We start from the raw sequence: 20,840 nt of genomic DNA on the forward strand, positions 1-20,840 counted from the left end.
CATTTTATTCCTTGCTAATTTCACCTTACACCATCTTGTTAAACTCCTTACGCAGCCGCTTAATAATTCGTTTCTCCAGACGAGAGATGTAAGATTGGGAAATGCCGAGCAGATCCGCCACATCTTTTTGCGTCTTTTCTTCGCCCCCACGCAGTCCGAAACGCAGCTCCATAATGAGTCTTTCCCGTTCGCTCAGCTTTTCCAGCGCCTTTTGCAGCAGCTTGCGATCGACCTGTTCTTCAATGTTCCGATAGATGGTATCATTTTCCGTCCCTAAAACATCTGAGAGCAGCAACTCATTACCATCCCAGTCGATATTAAGAGGCTCATCAAAAGAAACCTCACTCCGTGTCTTGCTATTACGCCGCAAATACATCAAAATTTCATTCTCTATGCAACGTGATGCATATGTTGCTAGTTTTATTTTTTTCTCGGGATCAAAAGTGTTAACTGCCTTAATTAATCCGATAGCCCCTATCGAAACCAGGTCTTCAATATTGATTCCGGTATTCTCAAATTTACGAGCGATATACACTACGAGGCGCAGGTTACGCTCAATCAGCATCGCACGAACAGCAGCATCGCCGCTAGATAGCCGCTGAAGCAGATACTCTTCTTCTTCCCGTGTCAGCGGTGGAGGTAGAGCCTCGCTCCCGCCGATATAATAGATTTCCTGACTCTTCAGCCCCAGTAGAAACAGCATGCGGTAATATTGCAGCTGCAGAGCAATTTTCCATTTGACCATTATTGTTCCTCCTCCAAGAAGTACACGGTTAGCGTATGAAGCTTTTAATTACCGCTTTCAGCCATCAGAAGTTTGGTTCAGCTAGCTTTAAAGATTAGGAAGGTAGTGCTGCATCAGTGGCGCTCTCTTTTTGAGTTAAATCCGGATGTATGACCGCCCGATAGGCTCCATCTCCTGAGAGCGTCCCGCCATCCAGCCCAATTAAGACTCTTTTACTATAAAAGATATCTTCACCGAGCTTTATCGTCACAAGGTCTGGCTTCAGTGCGAGCATAAATGATGCCCCTCGGTTAATCCCCCTGTAAGGTACTAGTCGCATCCTATCCTGCCAAGCAAACGACTGCCCGTCCGTTTCTAGCAAAAGTCTGTCCGCACCATCCTGAGTGAGTCTCCCTTTCCATGCAGCAGGCAGATGCCCCTCCCAGAGCGTCGATTCCATCACCATCACCGGTATGCGGGTCAAAGGATCACAGAGACGATTACCTGTGTCTAGCAGGCCAGGACAGGAAACACTTACACCATCAATTTCAACAACCACCTCACCGATATAGGTTTCAAGCTGCTCCCTTCTGATTCGTGAAGAATGCACTGCCTTGAAGCAGATTAACACCAGGGGGAATACTGCAATGACAAACCAAAAGCCGATCTTTAAGCCGTAGGCATGCCCTCCTGAAGCAGTGAACATAATACCATTCCAAATGTCGCTGGAGCTCTGCAGCAAATAGTGAATACCAACAATTCCACCTGCGGCTGCAAAATTGATAATATAGAAAGCTCCCATAGTGCGAAGGTAGCTTTGCAGACTCCCAAAACCAAAGGCAATCCATAACATAACCACCGACAATCCAAACTTGATAAGGAAGGTATACATGAAAGACAGCTCCGGTACAAACATCATCACTACATACAGTGCGCCAACGAGAGCTGAGAGGATTAAACGCCACCATGAGATTCTCAGCTTAACCATCCAGCCTGTCAGCCACAAAAGAATTCCGTCGATCACTAGATTGGCGGCGAATATCAAGTCAATATAAACAACCAGTGCATTCACCTGCTTAATGGCGGAATCTATCCTCTAGCCAAATTGGATCAGGCTCTGTTTTTGGACGATATGATTAGTATAGAAAGTCTCGCATTCAAAGTCTGTCTAAACTTGGGGGGCATTCTTACGGTTTTTTTGTCGAGTTATAGCGCGTGGGGATTTATTCCTTCTTTATGGAATTTCTTATATCTTTTATTCACTGCGTCATTCGCTCCATCATTCGCTGGATCATTTAATGGAATAGAGGAATCCTGCAAATATACAACTTTTTGTGCAAAACTCCGCTTCATGAAGTCCAAAAACTGCAAATATACAGGATTATCCTCACTTTTGGCTAGAAATCTTTATTTGGCGCAGGAATTACTGCAGATTCGCAGGAATCAACGCTTCAACCATCTACTTATTATTAAATACTGTATTTTTGCAGGATTATCCGATGGTTAATGGTTGCCGCTTTCCGCTCTCCGACTACCAGTTACCACCTACTGTAACTACTTAGTCAACCATCACCCCCTTGGAGCTACACAGTGCCGTTCATAGTCTTGCTTGATCCTTATTACATTTACGCAAAAAAACACCGTACCGCTATAGCTAATCAGCTAAGCGATACGGTGTTCTCGTATAATCTTGATTCTATTTAATTAGTCATTGTTGCCCCGAGTACGATTACGCAGGAACGTCGGAATATCGAGCTGGTCAGAAGAACTCTGATTGCCGAAAGGACGTAAATTAGCTGAACTCTTATCCGGTGCTGCCGCAGGCTCGTTATTCGTCGAGACCGGACGACGTCCTGGAGTTTCAGGCAATGGTTTATGTTCAAAGCCAGTAGCAATTACTGTTACTTTGATATCATCCTTCAGGCCTTCATCAATAATCGCACCAAAGATCATATTCACTTCAGGATCAGAGGCGGATGTAACGATCTCAGCCGCTTCATTAACTTCATATAGAGAGAGGTTGGATCCTCCCGTAATGTTCATGATTACGCCGCGGGCGCCTTCAATAGACGTTTCCAAGAGTGGGCTCATGATGGCTTTACGTGCTGCTTCAGACGCACGGTTCTCACCATTTGCAATACCAATACCCATAAGCGCTGAACCGCGCTCTGTCATGATCGTCTTTACATCCGCAAAGTCAAGGTTAATCAGACCAGGAACCTTAATTAGGTCAGAGATACCTTGAACAGCCTGCCGGAGAACATTATCTGCTTCACGGAAAGCTTCCAACATCGGTGTTTTCTTATCAACGATCTCAAGCAAACGGTCATTTGGAATGACGATTAGCGTGTCGACTTTTTCTTTCAAAGCTTCGATTCCAAGCATTGCCTGGTTATAACGTTTTCTTCCTTCAAAAGTGAACGGGCGAGTAACTACCCCCACAGTCAAGGCTCCACACTCTCTAGCAATCTCAGCTATAACTGGTGCTGCACCTGTTCCTGTACCGCCACCCATCCCTGCAGTAACAAACACCATATCTGCGCCCTTAAGGGTATTAGAGATCAAGTCACGGGATTCTTCCGCTGCTTTCTTACCGACTTCAGGATTAGCTCCTGCACCCAACCCGCGGGTCAGCTTGTCCCCGATTTGCAGCTTGTGCTCCGATTTGGCCATATGCAACGCTTGGGCGTCTGTATTAACCGTAATAAATTCTACACCCTGAACGCCATTTTCAATCATCCGGTTGACAGCATTACTACCTCCGCCGCCTACGCCGATGACTTTTATTTGCGCCAAGCTCTCCATTTCAAAATCAAATTCTAACATATTGTTCCATCTCCCCCTCAATGTGCTTGGATGGCCGGTCCAAGTATATCTGGACTTACACTTATATAAACTCGCTGAACATGTTCTTTAGACGCTCGACAAACCCGGTCTTCTGAACCGTTTCCTGATTTGGAGTGGCGTTCTGCTTACTCCGGTTGACCGTCTTTTTGTTGCTGCTTCCACCACTGCTTCTTCCACGGAAGCTACGGACAACATTATGCAGGATACCAACACCTCCGGTAAACCCAGGGTCCCGTACACCGATATAATCCGGTACAGCGATGCGTACAGATGCAGCCAGTTCAGTCTGAGCCGCCTTTAATACGCCCGGCATCGAAACAGTTCCACCCGTTAATATATAACCTCCAGGTAGTTCACTGTAACCAAGCCGTTTCACTTCCTGTTTAATCAGATGGAAGATTTCTTGCACCCGTGGTTCGATAATTGCCGCTAAATCCTCTTGGTTAAATTCCTTCTCTACATTACTGCCAATGCGCAGCACCTTGAAGACAACGTCAGAGGCTGCATCGTCAATCCATGCGCAACCATACTTTAGCTTTACTTTCTCCGCTTGATCAGTAAGTGTACGTAGTCCGTATGCAATGTCATTAGTTACAAATTCTCCGCCGATCGGAATCGTAGAGGTTGCACAAAGGGAACTTTCTTCGTATATGGCTATCGTTGTCGACCCGGCCCCGATATCAACCAGAACAGATCCCATCGATTTCTCGTCTTTGGACAGCGCCAATCCACCAGCACCAAGAGACATCAGCACAAGATCCTTCACTTTCAGCCCTGATTTCTCAACACATCGTAGTAGATTATGTATTGGCGTCTTAGCACCCGTAATGATGGTTGCGTCCACTTCTAGACGAACACCAATCATCCCGCGCGGGTCCTGAATACCTTCGAGACCATCGACGATAAATTGTTTAGGAACAACATCAATCACTTCTCGCTCCGGAGGCATAGCGATGACTTCCGCAGCTTTAATAACGCGATCGATATCATCCTCACCGATTTCACGATCCTCATTCTGAACGGCCACGACACCGTGGCTGGATTGCAGGCCAATATGATTACCGGAAATGCCTACATAAACTTCTGATATTTGAATACCCACCATTTGCTCTGCATGATCTATAGCACTTTTGATCGATTGCACAGTTTGGTCGATATCTACAATCGCGCCTTTACGTATTCCTTCCGAATCAGCAGATCCAACGCCAATAATATTAAAGGTTCCATTGGTAACTTCCCCAATTATTGCCCGAACTTTGGATGTACCGATGTCCAAACTAACAATGATGTCATTGTTGCTCAAGTCCTATGGCACCTCCTGTTATAATCGAAATAATTTGCATAATCTTATCCCGGTCCCGGGAAACTTCTCTGTACATATTCAACATACCTAACCCTTTCCCTCTTTTTTCTACAAATTTTTTGAACGGAATAATATTCCAACATCCCTAAATGTGATTAGTTACTCATAATTTTTTATAAGAATGATAATTATCACAAGAAATATATACCTATTTGGTTATTACTAACCATATAAAAGATTATATTTCAAAAAAATCGAAGAAAAAAGAGGGATATAGCTTCTTGCCCGTAACTCCGATTGTAGCATTTTTTGAACTCTATTAGTAGGGACTATTTACCTCTACTCTACTCTTGCACATCTTTTTGCTCATCGCCCTTTTGCTCCTCACTTTCGACCTGAAAAGGAACATACGAGTCGGCTTCAAGCATCGTGATAAGTCCAGGCTCCTTTGTCTCTATTACCTGATTCAAGTATGACACTTTGCTCTTCAATAAAGAGATGGAAGTGATCACCTCGAAACGGGATCTAGTATAGAGCTTGATACGATCCGGAAATGACAAGGTTGGCGAGGGAACAATCTCAGAGATATCACTTGTCAATTCATTAGAAATGCTTCCAAGCGTTTGACATAGGATAGCCTTATTAGGATCAGCTGGATCCCAGTTGGTTAATATAGGTTTCTCTACAGCAATACCAGTCTCATTAACAGTCACCGCTGCTCCACTTGACAGAATCGCCTTCAAGATGCCGCCCTGTTCCAGTTCATAGGCCACCGCAGGGAACTCTTCAATCTTCACTGTGATTACCCCGGGGAAATCCTTCTTTACGGCCACAGCCTTAACCGTCTTAAGCTCCAGCAAAGATTGTTCCACAGACTTCGTAGAAACGGCAAAGAATTGTCCACCTATATGAATTCCACTTTGCGAGAGTAATTCCTCACTAGTAGAATACTTGCTTCCCTGAAAATCTATCACTGTAATGTGACTAATAGACGATCTGAAAAAAATCACAGCAAGAAGCGCAGTGAACAGTAGCAGCAGGATCGCCGTAATCTTACGGCTCATTTTTTTCTTAGGCTTGTCCTCTTTAAGAAGAGGTAATCGGGTTGTTGTCATTCTCATATCTCCGTAATAAGGCCCTGTCTCCTTCCTTGGTAGAACTGAAGGAGACAGGGAGCTTTAATTGGCCAAATCAAGTGGATCCGGTACGGGTACCTTGCGGCTTATGCGCGCGCCAAGCTTCTGAAACAGCTTCTCTATTCCATCATACCCGCGGTCAATATGGTGTGCTTGCTCAACGACTGTAGTCCCTTGTGCAGCAAGCCCAGCAATAACCAGAGCCGCACCCGCACGCAAGTCAGTAGCTTCCACAGTAGCACCATACAATCTCTGAACGCCGCGAATAAACGCACGATTCAAATCAATAGAAATATCAGCGCCCATCCGCGCCATTTCTTCAACATGCTTGAATCGTCCCTCAAACACCGTCTCCTTGATTACACTGAAACCATCAGCGAGAGACAACAGCACCATGACCTGAGATTGCAGATCGGTTGGGAAAGAAGGATAAGGAGAAGTCACAATTCTCTCAACAGCACGTGGACGCCCCATACAACTGATATTAATTATATCATTGCACACTGTGATTTGAACACCAGCCCGCTTGAGCACATGAATAAGCGAAGTCAGATGCCCCGCATTGGCATGTGTCAAAGTCACATTCCCTCGTGTAGCTGCCGCAGCAATCATTACGGTTCCAGCCACAATCCGATCAGGTATCACCTCATACGTACAGGGATATAGGTTTTTCACCCCTTGAATTGTAATGGTGTCCGTACCTGCACCGATAATCTGAGCACCCATGCTATTTAGAAACTGCTGTAGGTCCTGTATCTCCGGCTCTCTCGCTGCCCCCGATATTGTTGTTGTTCCCTCTGCCTTTGCGGCAGCCATCATAATATTCTCCGTTGCTCCTACACTTGGATAGTCGAGATGAATATCACTCCCTATAAGCTTAGAACCCCGACAGAATATTCTTCCGTTGCTCTCCTCGATCTCCGCCCCTAACGCCTTAAGTCCCTGTAGATGAAGATCGATTTTACGCTCTCCGATCGCACAGCCCCCAGGCTGATAGATCGTTACCTCTCCAAATCTGGATAACAGCGGTCCCATTAGAAAAATGGAAGATCTCATCTGCCGCATTAAATCCTCAGGGATATGAGATGTCCCGACGGCAGACGTATCTATCGTCACCGTATCCTCTTGATGCACGCACCTGCAGCCCAGCCGATCTAGGATGTCTAGCATAGTCTCGATGTCCAGCAGCTTCGGCACATTATGCAGTGAGTGAACTCCTTCGGCCAGCAGGCTTGCCGCTAGAATCGGCAGCGCCGCATTTTTTGCTCCATGGATACGAATGGTGCCTGACAGGGGACTTCCACCCTCAATCACCAATTTGTCCAATGTATCACCTCCGAGATTACCGCTCACCCACCACAAACACTTCCGTTACAAGCTCATATGAAATGTACAAGAATATCCTGCACTACATCTCAGGTTTGGAAGTGTCCTGGGTGATTGTCACGATTATAGGATTATCCTATGTTCGTTCCTCCAAGTGTGTGACAGAGAGCTGCCAATAAGGAAAACCCGTATGGAAAACGATGATATCTTAAGACTTCTTACCCGCAAGTCTTCGGAGCTCGCTTGTGATTACTGCCGCAGAATCTCTTTTGCCGAGTCGTTTGGAGGCCACGGACATCTGCTCACGCACGGCTTCAGTTCCGATGATTTTTTGAACCGCCTCATATAGTGCCGTGCCGTTTAAATCTTTCTCAAGCAGCACCACAGCAGCACCTTCACGTTCCAACTGTCTTGCATTCGCCTCCTGATGGTTATTCGTCACATTAGGAGATGGAATGAGTACAGAGGGAATACCCAGCGCTGTAATCTCAGCGAGAAAAGAGGCTCCCGCCCGATTAACGATCAAGGAGGTACAAGCCAACACCTCTGGCATATTATGAACGTAAGGAAGGACATGCAACCAGTTTGGTATGCTACCCAGCTTTTGACGCAATTCCGCCCGAGTCTCTTCGAAATAAGGTTCACCTGTAACATACACATAATGAACACCATTACCCTTACCCACTTTAGGGGCCATTTCAATCATGGCTCTATTAATAGCCTTAGCTCCCTGACTGCCACCAACCACCAAAACAACAGTACTGCCATCCGAAATCCCCAGCGATGCGAATCCTCGTTGCGGACTTGCTGTAGTAACTGTTGTGGCACGTGGATTGCCAGTGTAGATCACATTTTTGCTGCCCGGAAAAGAGGACTCTGTTCCTTCAAAGCTAACGGCAACTGTACTCGCATACCGACTCAGAAAGCGATTGGTTAGACCTGGTATGGCATTTTGTTCATGGATCAAAGTAGGGATGCCCAACCGGGATGCAGCATAAACGACTGGACCACACACATAACCGCCTGTTCCAATCACAACATCTGGTTTGAATTCTCTTAACATTTCTTTGGAAGCCTTAACACCCTTCAAGAAACGCATCACGGTCTTGACATTGTCTATGGATAGCTTGCGCCGAAAACCAGTGATGTCAATAGATTTGAAAGGGATATTCTCTTGAGGAACAAGCTTGCTCTCTAAGCCACGCGTTCCACCAATATACAGGAAGGTAGATTTGTTATCTTCCAACTCCATTTGCCTAGCAACAGCGACCGCAGGATAGATATGTCCACCCGTGCCTCCGCCGCTTAATACGATACGCATCTCTTTCACCTCGCAAAACGGGATAAGTTCAATAGAATGCCAAGGGATGTTAGCATCAGTGTAAGTGAAGATCCGCCATAGCTAATCAGAGGAAGCGTGATGCCCGTTACAGGCATTAGACCAATAACAACACCAATATTAATAATGACTTGCACAGCCACCATACAGACGATGCCAACGGCCAGATAGCTTCCAAAACGGTCAGGTAGACTCATCGCCACCTTCATCCCGCGCCAGATTAGAATAAGAAATAGGATCAACACAGCCAAACCACCGATAAACCCCAGCTCCTCGGCCAATATAGAAAAAATAAAATCTGTTTGTGGCTCAGGTACATAGCTGTACTTCTGCCGACTCATTCCTAATCCAAGGCCACCGAGCCCACCAGGACCGATCGCATATAACGACTGAATGATCTGGTAGCCTGCACCAAGGGGGTCGGACCAAGGATCAAGAAAAGCGGTAATCCGCTGCAACCGGTAAGGCGCTGCTGCAATCAAAGCAACAAACCCTGCCGCACCAGCTACTCCAAGTGAAAGTAAATGCTTCATTCTAGCCCCTGCTGTGAAGACCATCATCAAGGCTGCACCAAACATGACGGTACCTGTACCCAAATCCGGCTGGAGCATGATCAGCGCGAAGGCTGACCCAATGAGCGCAAGTGGTGGGAGCAAGCCGCGTGTGAAGGAAGTGATGTCGTATTCCTCTTTTCCTAGCCAATTGGCTAAGAATAGAATCATCCCCATCTTCATGAATTCGGAAGGCTGGATCCCGAAGGAGCTAATTCCTAGCCAGCTGCGCGCTCCCCCGCGTACTACACCAATACCAGGGATAAGCACAATAACAAGTAAGAAAAAGCAGATCAGAAGTGCCGGCTTAGCCAGCTTTTTCAGCACCCTGTAATCGGTATTCGCCGTAACGAACATTGCGACTAATCCTAGTCCTGCAAACAAAAGCTGTCTTTTTACAAAGTAAAACGAATCTCCATAATTGCGGAAGCCCAGAACGGACCCGGCGCTGTATACCATCACCATGCCGATCACCAGCAAAGATAGAATAGGAATCAGCAACCAAATATCGGGAGCATGACGAGTTTTGTTCATCAGGAGCACACCTCTTGCATCCGTAGTAGGGATGGGGCTTATCCACCCCCCTACTTAAAGGTTATGCACCGCCTCTTTAAAAATACGCCCGCGCTCTTCATAGGATGTAAACATATCCCAACTTGCACAGGCAGGAGACAAAAGAACGATATCTCCTTCTTCCGCCAGAGCGGAAGCTTCCTGCACAGCTTGCTCAAGCACGGCAGCGGCACTCTCCCCATTATCGACGGAGATAATCTGCTTTAATCCTGCAAGCTGCGCTACATTCGTTAGCTTGTCCTTAGTTTCCCCTAACGCCACTAGCGCTTTAACACGTCCGCTCAGGACAGGCAGCAGTTCCAAATAATCGGAACCACGGTCTAATCCACCAGCGATCAGCACTACAGGGCGCTCAAAGGACGTTAATGCCATAATCGTCGCTTTGGAGTTTGTTGCTTTGGAGTTATTATAATAAGTGGCTCCAGCCTTATCAGCCACATACTCCAGCCGGTGCTCCACACCGCGAAATGAAGCAAGCACTTCACCCAATAAAGAGGGGTCCGCTCCAGCAGCAATGGCAATTCCACATGCAGCCAGTGCATTTCCCACATTGAACCGTCCCGGAATGCTAATGGAATCTACATCAGCAATGATTGTTTCTCGGTCTGCAGATTCGCGATAGATGATACGGCGCTTCAGATCGTCATCTTGACCCGTAATATAGGATGGGCTAACAAACACACCATGAGTGAGCTCCTCGGACATAGAGAACGGAAGAATAGTAGCTTTCATATACGGCACAAGCTCCCGGCAAAAAGGATCGTCCCAGTTCAGCACAGCCGTATCCGTATCTACTTGATTGGCGAACAGCTTTGCTTTGGAATCGACATAATCCTTCATGCTCCCATGATAATCCAGGTGGGTCTCCGCAATATTCAACAAACAACCTATTTTGGGGCGGAAAGTCTCCGTACCTTTGAGCTGGAAGCTGCTGAGTTCGACCACCATCCAGTTATCCTCTGTAGCTTCTTGCGCAGCCTCACAGAGAGGCGTGCCAATGTTACCTGCAACAATCGGATTCATACCTGCAGCTTCCAGCATTTGACCTACCCAGGTCGTCGTTGTCGTCTTGCCATTGGATCCCGTGATGCCAATCATCGGCGCTGCACAAAGACGATAAGCAACCTCTACCTCTGTAACTACTTCAATGCCAAGCTCAAGAGCCTTTTGCACAGGAGGCGCAGAATAAGGAATGCCTGGATTCTTAATGACCAGACTTACACCTTCATGAATCAGTCCATCCGGATGCCCACCGCTTATAACACAAATTCCCAAAGATTCCAATTCGGAAGCTTCGGGACTTTGATCTCTTTCCTTTTTATCGTTCACCGTAACTACAGCGCCTCGATCATGCAGCACTTTAGCAACCTGGACACCGCTTTTTGCGAGCCCAAGAACCACAACTTCTTCACCACGATACATATCTGGATGTTTCATTCGCTACAACCCCTTGCTAATAAATAGTCCAACAGCGGCTAATATCAAGCTTACCGCCCAGAACGAAATTACCACACGCCATTCCGACCAGCCACCAAGTTCAAAATGATGGTGAATCGGGCTCATTCTGAATACACGTTTGCCACGGGTTTTGAAAGAAACCACCTGTATCACGACAGATAACATTTCCACCACAAACACACCGCCAATAATTAAAAACAGCAGTTCGCTCTTTGTGACAATAGCAATCGCACCTATCGCGCCGCCAATACCAAATGAACCGGTATCTCCCATGAACACCTTAGCCGGATGGGCATTAAAGACCAGAAATCCAAGAACGGCCCCGATCATTGCCGCTGCACACACGCCAGCTGCAATTGACGTAGCCTGCATCGCTACAACAGCATAAGCGGCCAAAGCAATAGCACTTACTCCAGACAGCAAACCATCTACTCCATCGGTAAAGTTAACAGCATTCGTTACTGCCATCATCATAATAATAATGAATGGATAGTAGAAAAAGCCGCCCCAGTCAAAGCTGAAATCAGTACCCGGAACGCTGATACTTGTGCTATGTCCTGCAGAAATCAGCAGACCACACATCACAGCACCTACCAACAGCTGCCCGAACAATTTTTGACGCGCCGTAAGGCCCAAAGAACGCTTGAATACGATTTTGATATAATCATCCAAAAATCCGATCAGTCCAAAACCAAGCGTAGCCACTAGTAGTACGTAGAAATCGTTATTCACCACGGAAAATTTCAGATAAGCCAATGTAAAAGCCACGATGATTACGATACCGCCCATCGTCGGCGTTCCCGCTTTCTTTAAATGGGATTGCGGTCCGTCATCTCGCACCTGCTGTCCGAATTTCATCCTGCGCAGTAGCGGAATGAAGAGCGGAGCGGCAATGACCGCAAGGATAAAGGAAACAGCAATAGTCAATAACAATAGTTGATAATCCATGGGTGCACCCCCTCCATTTTTTTAGGTCTCTTTAATCTCTTTATTAAGGCTCTGAAGCACTTCCTCAAGCCTCATCCCTCTAGATCCTTTGAATAGTACAATATCCTTGGAGCTGCTTTTCTCGATAAGGACGGCTGTTAATTCTGACTTATCCGTAAAAGCCAGCACACGCTCGTTTCCGAATCTTTCCTTTGCAGCTTCTGCAATATGGACTGACAATGGACCATAGGTATATACAAAATCAGTCACTGCGGGGTCTAGGTAGTAGCCAATTTCTTTATGAAACTGTATTTCATCCGGCCCAAGTTCCAGCATGTCCCCCAGTACTGCGATTTTTTTGCCACTGCATTTCATAGTTTGAAGCACATCAATGGCCGCCTTCATAGAAGTCGGACTGGCATTATAAGCATCATTCAAAAGTGTAAGCCCGGAAGAAGTCCGAATCACTTCAATCCGCATGCCCGTCAACTTAAGATTGCTTAACCCATTCTCTACATTTTGTTCTGTAATTCCAAAATGGCGAGCAACCGCTAGTGCAGCCAACGCGTTAACAACGTTATGCTGGCCTGGCAGCGGTAATGTAAAAGCATGTTCCTTATGAAGGCTTGACGTAAACGTCATACCACCACTATGGGACATCATCCCAGTCGGATAATCATCATTATCTCCGTTCAGGCCGAAACGGAAGGACACCATCCCCTCCGGAGCCTCAAAAGTGGACTCTTGCATTACCTCAGTCAGCAGCGGTTCATCACCGTTATAAATTAGCAGTCCACCTGGCTTTAGCCCTTCGACTATTTCCAGCTTGGCACGGGCGATTTCTTTGCGGGATCCCAGTTGCAGCAGATGTGACTCACCTATATTAGTAATGACTGCAACATCTGGTGCAGCCAAAGAAGCCAGCAGAGCAATTTCTCCCCGCGAGCTCATACCCATTTCAAGCACTGCAATCTCTGTATCCTCAGCCATGGATAGAATCGTGAGCGGAAGACCAATATGATTATTGAAGTTCCCCTCTGTCTTGTGCACCTTGTACTGCATTTCGAGCAAGGCCATAATGATATCTTTTGTCGTTGTTTTGCCATTACTGCCCGTAACAGCGACAACCTTCGGAGCGACCTCATTTAAATACGTAGCGGACAGCTTCTGAAGCGCCTCTAGCGTATTTTCAACAATTATGACTCCGCCACTCTCAGGCGCAGGACCTTTATCACGCTGCCATAAGGTCCCTGCAGCACCAGCAGCAATAGCTGTAGCTGCATAATGATGACCGTCAAATTTGTCTCCCGTTAGAGGAACAAACAGGCAACCTGTAGTTATCTTACGGGAGTCAGTAACGACGCCCGTAAGTGGTATATTCATAGCTTCGGCAGCAGGAAGTTCCCCTGCGCACATCACAGCAATTTGTCCCAGTGTTCTTGTAATCAATAGCTTCGACCCCTTATAACTTCTTTAGCGACGATGCGGTCATCGAAATCGTGAACCACTCCGCCAATCAGTTGATAGGTCTCATGACCTTTCCCCGCAATCAATACTACATCGCCAGAGCTTGCCATTTCAATAGCCTTCCCAATTGCTTCTCGGCGATCAACAATCATATGATACCGGTCAGAGGTGACTCCATCCTCTACTAGTCCTGCTTCTATATCCTTCAGAATTAGCCCAGGGTCCTCCGTCCGAGGGTTGTCAGAGGTTACGAATATCATGTCGCTATATTTTGCAGCTATCTTACCCATTAAAGGACGTTTCGTGCGGTCTCTGTCTCCTCCGCAGCCAAACACAGTAAGCACTTTACCTGTAGCAAACTCACAGACCGTTCTTAATACATTTTCCAGCCCGTCTGGTGTATGTGCATAGTCAACGATAACGGCATATTCTTGCCCCTCATCTACTGACTCTACCCGTCCAGCTACCCCATCAATCGCCTCAAGACTAGTCTTGATATCGGACAGTGACACATCTTCCAACAACGCTGCCGTAATCGCCGCAAGTGCATTATAGACATTGAACTTACCAACCATACGAAGCGAAATGTCCGTCTCACCCTTAAACGTATCTACATGGAAAAAAGTTCCTTTTGCAGTGATCGAGATTTGCGAAGCTCGGACATTAGCGTTGTTATCAATGCCATATGTAATCACTTCCGCTGCAGTTTGGGTTGCAAAATAGTGGCTCGCCTCATCATCAGCATTCAGCACCGCATATTTGCGTTCTTCTTTCCAAGGAGAGATCACATTTCCTAGTCTAGAGAAGAATAGACCTTTAACCGCCCGATACTCCTCCATTGTATGATGATAATCCAGATGATCCTGGGTTAAGTTCGTAAATATTGCTGTACGGAAGTCCGCACCCTTCACACGTCCTTGCTGAAGCGCATGGGAGGAGACTTCCATTACGCAACATTCCACACCTTTGGAGGCCATATCATGAAGCGAGCGCTGCAGATCTAGCGATTCTGGAGTGGTCCCTGACATAGGGTAGCTTTTGCCGTCATAGCGCATTTGAATGGTCCCAATCAGACCCGTCTTCATATTCTGGTCTTGCATAATTCGCTCAATAAGATAAGTCGTAGTTGTCTTCCCGTTTGTACCCGTAACCCCGATCATTCTCATTCGGCTGCTAGGTGAGCCAAAGAATGCATTCGACATGACAGACATCGCAAAACGGCAGTCATCCACAACGATCTGTGGGATATCAAGCTCTAGCTTATGCTCACATACGATAGCAGATGCTCCAGAGGCTACGGCTTGCGGCGCAAATTTATGTCCGTCTACGGTGTGACCCGGTAAACAGATAAACAGATCACCCGGACTTACACGGCGGGAATCCGTCTGAAGATCAGTAATCTCCACCTCCCCGTCCCCATATAGACGCGAAGTAGCAAGACAAGCAGATAATTCATTAACTTTCATAGTAATCCCTCACTCTACATTTTCGGATACAAACTGAACCCTTATACCTTTATCATTATTCACTAGAAGCTCCCATATAAATCCTGATGGTTGAGCCCTGTTCTACTCTTGCCCCAGCTTTCGGAGCCTGATTGATGACCGTATTGCCAGAGCCTGAACGCGCCAGATTAAAATTCATATTTAAATCCTCATAGATATCTTGTACGGTTGCACCTGTAAGGTCAGGCACGGTCACAATCGGAGTTTCACCATACTTATAAGTTTTTGGAAGCTGATCACTGCGCTCAGGAACCTTCATATAGTGCAGCGAGTCTTCCAAAATATTTTGCACGATTGGAGCTGCAACTACACCCCCAAATTGAATCCCTTTCGGATTATCCACTGCAGTGTAGACAACGATCTGCGGATCATCCGCCGGCGCAAAGCCAATAAAAGAAACAATGTGCTCTGTCGGAGAATAACGTCCATTTATAACCTTCTGTGCAGTACCCGTCTTGCCACCTACACGATAGCCGTCGATAAAAGCCGGCCGTCCCGTGCCTTTGGCAACCACGCTCTCAAGTGCTGCCCGCACCTTCTTGGATGTCTCCTCCGAAATGACCTGCCGCACAAGCTCAGGCTTCACCTCTGATACAGTCTCTCCCGTTTCCGGATTAACCCATGATTTTGTTACATGTGGTTTATAGAGATTGCCACCATTGATAGCCGCGGATACCGCAGCAATCTGCTGAATAGGTGTAACCGAGACCCCTTGGCCGAAGGCCGTAGTCGAAAGCTCCACCGGACCTACTTGACTAAGCTTGAACAGAATCCCATTAGATTCTCCGTTTAGATCAATTCCTGTTTTGCTGCCGAAACCAAAATCACGAATATATTTGAAGAGGGTTTCTTTGCCCAGCCGTTGCCCAAGAGCAACAAAACCAGGGTTACAGGAGTTCTCAACCACCTGAAGGAAGGTTTGGCTGCCATGGCCGCCTTTTTTCCAACAGCGCAGCTTCGCACCCGCCACTTCGATAAACCCAGGATCATAGAAATGATCATTTTGCAGGTCTACCTTACCTTCTTGCAGTGCTGCAGCAAGTGTGATGATTTTGAACGTCGAACCAGGCTCGTAAGTCATCCAAATGGGCAAATTCCGATTATAGATCTGCGGATCATATTCCTTATATAAACCCGGTTCATAACCCGGTCTACTAGCCATGGCCAGAATTTCACCATTCTTCGGATTCATCGCTATAGCCCAAGCACCCTGCGCCTGATATTTTACCATAGCTTGATCCAGCTCACGTTCCATAATGGATTGAATCTGTTTATCAATCGTCAATTGCAGATTAAGTCCATCCTGAGGGGCAGAATACTTCTCCGATGATCCAGGCATGAGTCTTCCACCTGCGTCAGACAAATACGAAATATTACCTGCTATTCCTTTAAGTAAATTATCGTATATATTCTCGACCCCGGTAATCCCTTGGTTATCAATACCTGTAAAGCCTAGTATATGCGCGGCAAGATCGCCGTACGGATAATATCTTTTGCTATCCTCAGCGACAACGATGCCCGGCAACTGCAAATCACGGATGCTCGCGGCAAGTTCCATCGTAATTTTGCGGCCGCCGGGCTGTAGTTTCACCGACATTGATTTTTTAGTCAGCAAGCTCATCAGCTTCTCCTCGGTCATCCCAAGCAGAGGCGCCAATTGCTGCGCTGTCTTTTGCTTCTCCTTCACCTGCACAGGCACCGCATAAACCGTAGGCGTACTGATATTATAGGCCAGCGGTATACCTTCACGATCCAAAATTTCACCACGCTTGGCTGTAAAAGGAATATTGCGGCGCAAGGAATCTTCTACCTTGTCACTTAATTTCTCGCCTTGGGATAATTGCACATAAGCAAGACGCACGACCAGCGAACCGAATAACACTGCCAGTCCCAGCAGCGTCCACAACATTCTCCGCCGTGTTACGACCTTCGAAACCTTCATTCCGTTCTCCCCCGCTTTCACCTATAGACATGAGCTCTTATCTTCATGACTATTCGGGACAAACAGGGGTTAGAACAAGCCTATGGCCCACTCTCCAATTCCGTACCCTCATCAGCAGTCGAAGTTGCAGGATCCTCTTCACTCTTATCATTTAATGGTTTCAGCTTCAAAGTAACCAATGTTTTGCCGTTCTTTGTTCCTTCAATCTGTTCCGAGACATATCCTTCGCCTTCTACCGCAATCTCCACTTTTAGAAGTGTTAGAATCTCAAGCGCATCACGCAGCGACTCTCCTTTTAAATTTGGAATGGTAGGCTTGTCCCCTTGCTTGCTTAATAGGTATATACGCTGTCCTTGAGTAAGCTTCGTTCCAGCCTCTGGATATTGGGTTTCCACAGATGCTTCTGCACCGACCACTTCAAAATCAAATCCTTGATCCAGAAGCGTCTCTCTTGCTTCCTTCATCGTTTTGCCCATCAGATCAGGTGTGGTCCGAAGCACAGGCGCTTCAGATTCAACTGTTTTTTTACTATCCTTATCGCTAGTTTCAGTCGCTAACTTTGGAACTCCCATGTATTGCAGAGACTGAGATACGATTTCTTTAAATACAGGAGCTGCAGCTTTACCGCCGCCAACCTCAACGTTCGGTTCATCAATAATAACAATAACAGCGATCTTTGGATCATTCACAGGCGCATAACCAATAAAGGAGACCAGTACTTTGGACTTCACGTAGTCCTTACCTTCAACCTTGATAGCCGTTCCTGTCTTACCTGCGACACGGTAACCTTCTATGTGAGCGTTGCGTCCTGTACCTTTGACTTGGTCGGCAACTACCTGCTCCAAGTATTCACCGGTTTTCTTGGCGCTTGCCTCATCAATCACCTGACGCACTACACTAGGCTGAGTAACCTTAGTGTCTCCGGTGTTTGGGTCCGTAACCTCTTTTACCACATATGGAGTCATCAGTTTCCCACCATTGGCGATAGCAGATACAGCAACCAATTGTTGAAGCGGGGTAACTAGCACTTTACCATGCCCATATGCAAGTGTAGCAATTTCGATAGGACGTCCAAGGTTAGGGTTAACGACCCCACTGGCTTCCCCTGGCAAATCGATTCCTGTCTTCCCATTAAAGCCAAAATCATCAATATACTGTAAAAGTCTATCTTGTCCGAGCATTTCATAAAGTTTTACAAAAAGAACGTTACTAGACCGCTTCACACCTTCCAGGAAACTGATTTGCCCCCAGCCGGAACGATTAATATCATGTAATGCCTTACTGTATCCCTTAATTCTGATAGATCCTGACAGAAATGTAGCTACGGGATCAAAAAGCTTCTCTTCTACAGCTGCAGCAAGTGTTACAATTTTGAAGGTCGAACCGGGCTCATAAGTTGATTTGATAGCATGATTGTAGAAACCCGCTGCATCAGCACCCGTATCCATATATTTATTAGGATCAAAGGTAGGCATATTCGCCATCCCCAAAATCTCCATCGTATTCGGATCAGCAGCAATGACACTCATACTTTTCGGCTTATATTGCGCATATGCCTTTTCCATGGCCGCTTGTATATATTGCTGGATTGTACTGTCGATTGTAAGCTTGAAATCACTTCCATTTACTACAGGTTTATAGGTATCTTTTGAATCCGGCAGCTTAACCCCTTGACCGTCACTTTGATAAAGCAGCTTGCCATCGGCACCCTTAAGCTGTTCATCCAGGGATTTTTCCAGACCCATAATCGCCTTGCCATCTCGATCTGTATAGCCTAATATATGCGCAGCAAGCGAACCTTTAGGGTAATATCGTTTCTGCTCTCTAACAAGACCAATCCCAGTCTCTTGAATTTTATGCTCTTTACCTAGGGCTACATAAAATTCTTTCACCTTATCAGCAAGTTCCTGATCGATCTTCCAGCCTTCGTTACGAACCTCACGATTCTTGAGGTATTTACCGTTCTCGTCTTTCGCTTCAACCAGCTTCCGCAGCTCATCTTCTGGCTTGCCGAGTAGCTCATGCAATCCCTTGATGACCTCATCACCAATTCCCTTTTCAGCAATGACTGCCGGGTTTACAACCACAGTATAAGCAGGAACATCACTTGCGAGCACACTCCCATTACGGTCAGAAATCGTTCCTCGCTCTGCTTTGATAGTCGAAGTGTGCGCCCAAAGTGTAGCAGCCTTTTCTTGCCATTCTGAACCCTCCATAACTTGAATCCAGAACACTCTAGCTATCAAAACAAGAAAAAAGAGGGTAATACACCCTCCTATAAACAGCGTGCGAAGTTTTATTCTCTTTACCATAAGCGAACCTCACAATTTTTTTATTGCGATCTTGCCAATCGCTCACTAATTATCGCCTTCTGTCGATATCGGATTCGCCGGAATAAAGATTGTATCATTTTCATCCGGTGCTACGTATCCAAGATCCTTTGCCTTTTGGGCAACCTTCTGCTCCAAGTTCTGCTTCTCCATCTCAAACGTGGAAATTTGCTTCTTAGCAGTCGCTATATCCTTATCTAATTTCTGGGCCTGCAAGTTCAAATCATAAATATGAACGTAACGTGAAATCAGGGTGATAGCCACCAAAACGCATACTCCTAGCGTCAGCATATACAAAAGTTTCTCTTGCAGCGGAAGTACTCTTCGTTTGGTAACTACTTTTGTCTTCTCGCGGTAAAGGGGGTTTACCTCTTCTTTTCTTTTGGGCTGAACTGCTAAATTGCCGCGGGTATAGGCCATCTCTGACTCTCCTTTATCGTCAATTACAATTTTTCTGCAATGCGCAGCTTAGCTGAACGGGCTCGAGTATTAAGCTCAAGCTCTTCTTCAGAAGGCACAAGCGGTTTGCGGTTGATTAACTTAAGCGTGCCTTTCGCGCCACATACACAAAACGGAAAGTCAGGCGGGCATGTACATCTGCTTAAATAGCTGCTTAGTATTTGCTTGCAAATTCGGTCCTCGAGTGAATGAAAAGTGATAACGGATACTCTACCTTCTGGTGCAAGGCAACGTACTGCGCTATGTAATCCTTCTTCAAAAGCACCCAACTCGTCGTTTACAGCAATCCGTAAACCTTGAAAGCTACGTTTAGCGGGGTGTCCTCCCGTTCTTCGTGCAGCCGCCGGAATACCTTCCTTGATAAGCTCAGCTAATTCTCCTGTGGTCTCCACAGGACTTTCTTCTCTTCTGTCTACAATTTTCTTAGCGATTCTCCGCGAGAACTTCTCTTCTCCATATTGGAAAAGCACACGGGCAATCTCCTGCTCAGACCACGTATTCACAATATCAGCAGCCGTTAATAGCGCTGTCTGATCCATCCGCATGTCCAGCGGAGCATCATGATTGTAACTAAATCCGCGTTCTCCCTCATCAAACTGGGGAGAGGATACGCCAAGATCAAAGAGGACTCCATCCACTTGGGGAATGCCATCTTTTTGTGGTACAAAGGGCACATCCTTAAGTACACTCTCCAGATCACGGAAATTGGTCTTAATGAGTACAACCTTGTCTCCGTATTCAGCTAGTCTTTCTTTTGCGTTCTCCAGAGCCCAATCATCTTGATCCAAACAGATTAATCGGCCTTCGCCGCTAAGTTTGGAAGCAATTAGTGCGCTGTGGCCTGCTCCACCGAGAGTGCAATCTACATAGATTCCGTCTTTTTTGATGTGCAGCCCTTCTGTCGCTTCTTCTTTAAGCACCGTGATGTGGTGAAACAAGCTGCATCCCTCCAG

16 protein-coding genes are annotated in these 20,840 nt (G+C 46.4%); all 16 read right to left on the reverse strand.

Features of this window, described 5'->3' with window-relative positions; translation table 11 throughout:
- Positions 1–25: 25 nt before the first annotated feature.
- The 16 genes from sigE to rsmH all read right to left on the reverse strand — a co-directional run bounded on the left by sigE (position 26) and on the right by rsmH (position 20,825).
- Positions 26–748 carry an RNA polymerase sporulation sigma factor SigE gene (gene sigE / locus MKX41_RS17345; protein ID WP_028530613.1) on the reverse strand — a complete coding sequence of 241 codons (723 nt, stop codon included), beginning with the start codon at positions 746–748 and terminating at the stop codon, positions 26–28.
- A 91-nt stretch (positions 749–839) separates the two neighbouring features.
- Positions 840–1,787 carry a sigma-E processing peptidase SpoIIGA gene (spoIIGA, locus tag MKX41_RS17350; RefSeq protein WP_042194361.1) on the reverse strand — a complete coding sequence of 316 codons (948 nt, stop codon included), beginning with the start codon at positions 1,785–1,787 and terminating at the stop codon, positions 840–842.
- 641 nt (positions 1,788–2,428) lie between these two features.
- Complete coding sequence (ftsZ, locus tag MKX41_RS17355) at positions 2,429–3,550, reverse strand: cell division protein FtsZ (protein WP_076284759.1); 1,122 nt, start codon at positions 3,548–3,550, stop codon at positions 2,429–2,431.
- A 61-nt stretch (positions 3,551–3,611) separates the two neighbouring features.
- Positions 3,612–4,874 (reverse strand): cell division protein FtsA, encoded by a 1,263-nt coding sequence (gene ftsA / locus MKX41_RS17360; protein ID WP_042190844.1) that lies wholly within the window; start codon positions 4,872–4,874, stop codon positions 3,612–3,614.
- A 344-nt stretch (positions 4,875–5,218) separates the two neighbouring features.
- Positions 5,219–5,989, reverse strand: coding sequence for a cell division protein FtsQ/DivIB (locus MKX41_RS17365; protein WP_042190846.1), 771 nt, complete (start codon positions 5,987–5,989; stop codon positions 5,219–5,221).
- Between the two features lie 63 nt (positions 5,990–6,052).
- On the reverse strand, positions 6,053–7,336 hold the full coding sequence (murA, locus tag MKX41_RS17370; RefSeq protein ID WP_042190848.1) for a UDP-N-acetylglucosamine 1-carboxyvinyltransferase: 1,284 nt from the start codon (positions 7,334–7,336) through the stop codon (positions 6,053–6,055).
- Between the two features lie 208 nt (positions 7,337–7,544).
- Positions 7,545–8,657: an undecaprenyldiphospho-muramoylpentapeptide beta-N-acetylglucosaminyltransferase gene (gene murG, locus MKX41_RS17375; protein ID WP_340972172.1), complete on the reverse strand. Its 1,113-nt coding sequence runs from the start codon at positions 8,655–8,657 to the stop codon at positions 7,545–7,547.
- A gap of 5 nt (positions 8,658–8,662) precedes the next feature.
- The gene (gene spoVE, locus MKX41_RS17380; RefSeq protein ID WP_042130238.1) at positions 8,663–9,760 is read right to left on the reverse strand and encodes a stage V sporulation protein E; all 1,098 of its coding nucleotides are present in this window, start codon (positions 9,758–9,760) and stop codon (positions 8,663–8,665) included.
- 54 nt (positions 9,761–9,814) lie between these two features.
- Complete coding sequence (gene murD / locus MKX41_RS17385) at positions 9,815–11,236, reverse strand: UDP-N-acetylmuramoyl-L-alanine--D-glutamate ligase (RefSeq protein ID WP_076299652.1); 1,422 nt, start codon at positions 11,234–11,236, stop codon at positions 9,815–9,817.
- A gap of 3 nt (positions 11,237–11,239) precedes the next feature.
- Positions 11,240–12,205 (reverse strand): phospho-N-acetylmuramoyl-pentapeptide-transferase, encoded by a 966-nt coding sequence (gene mraY / locus MKX41_RS17390; protein WP_042190854.1) that lies wholly within the window; start codon positions 12,203–12,205, stop codon positions 11,240–11,242.
- Between the two features lie 21 nt (positions 12,206–12,226).
- Positions 12,227–13,630 (reverse strand): UDP-N-acetylmuramoyl-tripeptide--D-alanyl-D-alanine ligase, encoded by a 1,404-nt coding sequence (locus tag MKX41_RS17395; protein ID WP_340974970.1) that lies wholly within the window; start codon positions 13,628–13,630, stop codon positions 12,227–12,229.
- The gene (locus MKX41_RS17400; RefSeq protein WP_339243128.1) at positions 13,630–15,117 is read right to left on the reverse strand and encodes a UDP-N-acetylmuramoyl-L-alanyl-D-glutamate--2,6-diaminopimelate ligase; all 1,488 of its coding nucleotides are present in this window, start codon (positions 15,115–15,117) and stop codon (positions 13,630–13,632) included. Before MKX41_RS17400 ends, MKX41_RS17395 begins: the two co-directional genes overlap by 1 nt.
- A 55-nt stretch (positions 15,118–15,172) precedes the next feature.
- Positions 15,173–17,098: a stage V sporulation protein D gene (locus MKX41_RS17405; protein WP_042190860.1), complete on the reverse strand. Its 1,926-nt coding sequence runs from the start codon at positions 17,096–17,098 to the stop codon at positions 15,173–15,175.
- 80 nt (positions 17,099–17,178) lie between these two features.
- Complete coding sequence (locus MKX41_RS17410) at positions 17,179–19,410, reverse strand: penicillin-binding transpeptidase domain-containing protein (RefSeq protein WP_340972180.1); 2,232 nt, start codon at positions 19,408–19,410, stop codon at positions 17,179–17,181.
- A 45-nt stretch (positions 19,411–19,455) separates the two neighbouring features.
- Positions 19,456–19,848: a septum formation initiator family protein gene (locus tag MKX41_RS17415; protein WP_340972183.1), complete on the reverse strand. Its 393-nt coding sequence runs from the start codon at positions 19,846–19,848 to the stop codon at positions 19,456–19,458.
- A gap of 23 nt (positions 19,849–19,871) precedes the next feature.
- Positions 19,872–20,825: a 16S rRNA (cytosine(1402)-N(4))-methyltransferase RsmH gene (rsmH, locus tag MKX41_RS17420; protein WP_042190866.1), complete on the reverse strand. Its 954-nt coding sequence runs from the start codon at positions 20,823–20,825 to the stop codon at positions 19,872–19,874.
- Between the last annotated feature and the right edge of the window lie 15 nt (positions 20,826–20,840).

The organism is Paenibacillus sp. FSL R5-0475 (assembly GCF_038004585.1).
In the GTDB taxonomy this organism is placed as follows: domain Bacteria; phylum Bacillota; class Bacilli; order Paenibacillales; family Paenibacillaceae; genus Paenibacillus_AQ.

Bases quoted from the DNA above. Each gene is read 5' to 3' on its own strand.
- MKX41_RS17405 (WP_042190860.1), bottom strand. From the start codon at position 17,098: ATGAAGGTTTCGAAGGTCGTAACACGGCGGAGAATGTTGTGGACGCTG.
- MKX41_RS17400 (WP_339243128.1), bottom strand. From the start codon at position 15,117: ATGAAAGTTAATGAATTATCTGCTTGTCTTGCTACTTCGCGTCTATAT.
- murD (WP_076299652.1), bottom strand. From the start codon at position 11,236: ATGAAACATCCAGATATGTATCGTGGTGAAGAAGTTGTGGTTCTTGGG.
- MKX41_RS17415 (WP_340972183.1), bottom strand. From the start codon at position 19,848: ATGGCCTATACCCGCGGCAATTTAGCAGTTCAGCCCAAAAGAAAAGAA.
- mraY (WP_042190854.1), bottom strand. From the start codon at position 12,205: ATGGATTATCAACTATTGTTATTGACTATTGCTGTTTCCTTTATCCTT.
- spoVE (WP_042130238.1), bottom strand. From the start codon at position 9,760: ATGAACAAAACTCGTCATGCTCCCGATATTTGGTTGCTGATTCCTATT.
- MKX41_RS17365 (WP_042190846.1), bottom strand. From the start codon at position 5,989: ATGACAACAACCCGATTACCTCTTCTTAAAGAGGACAAGCCTAAGAAA.
- MKX41_RS17410 (WP_340972180.1), bottom strand. From the start codon at position 19,410: ATGGTAAAGAGAATAAAACTTCGCACGCTGTTTATAGGAGGGTGTATT.
- murG (WP_340972172.1), bottom strand. From the start codon at position 8,657: ATGCGTATCGTATTAAGCGGCGGAGGCACGGGTGGACATATCTATCCT.
- ftsZ (WP_076284759.1), bottom strand. From the start codon at position 3,550: ATGTTAGAATTTGATTTTGAAATGGAGAGCTTGGCGCAAATAAAAGTC.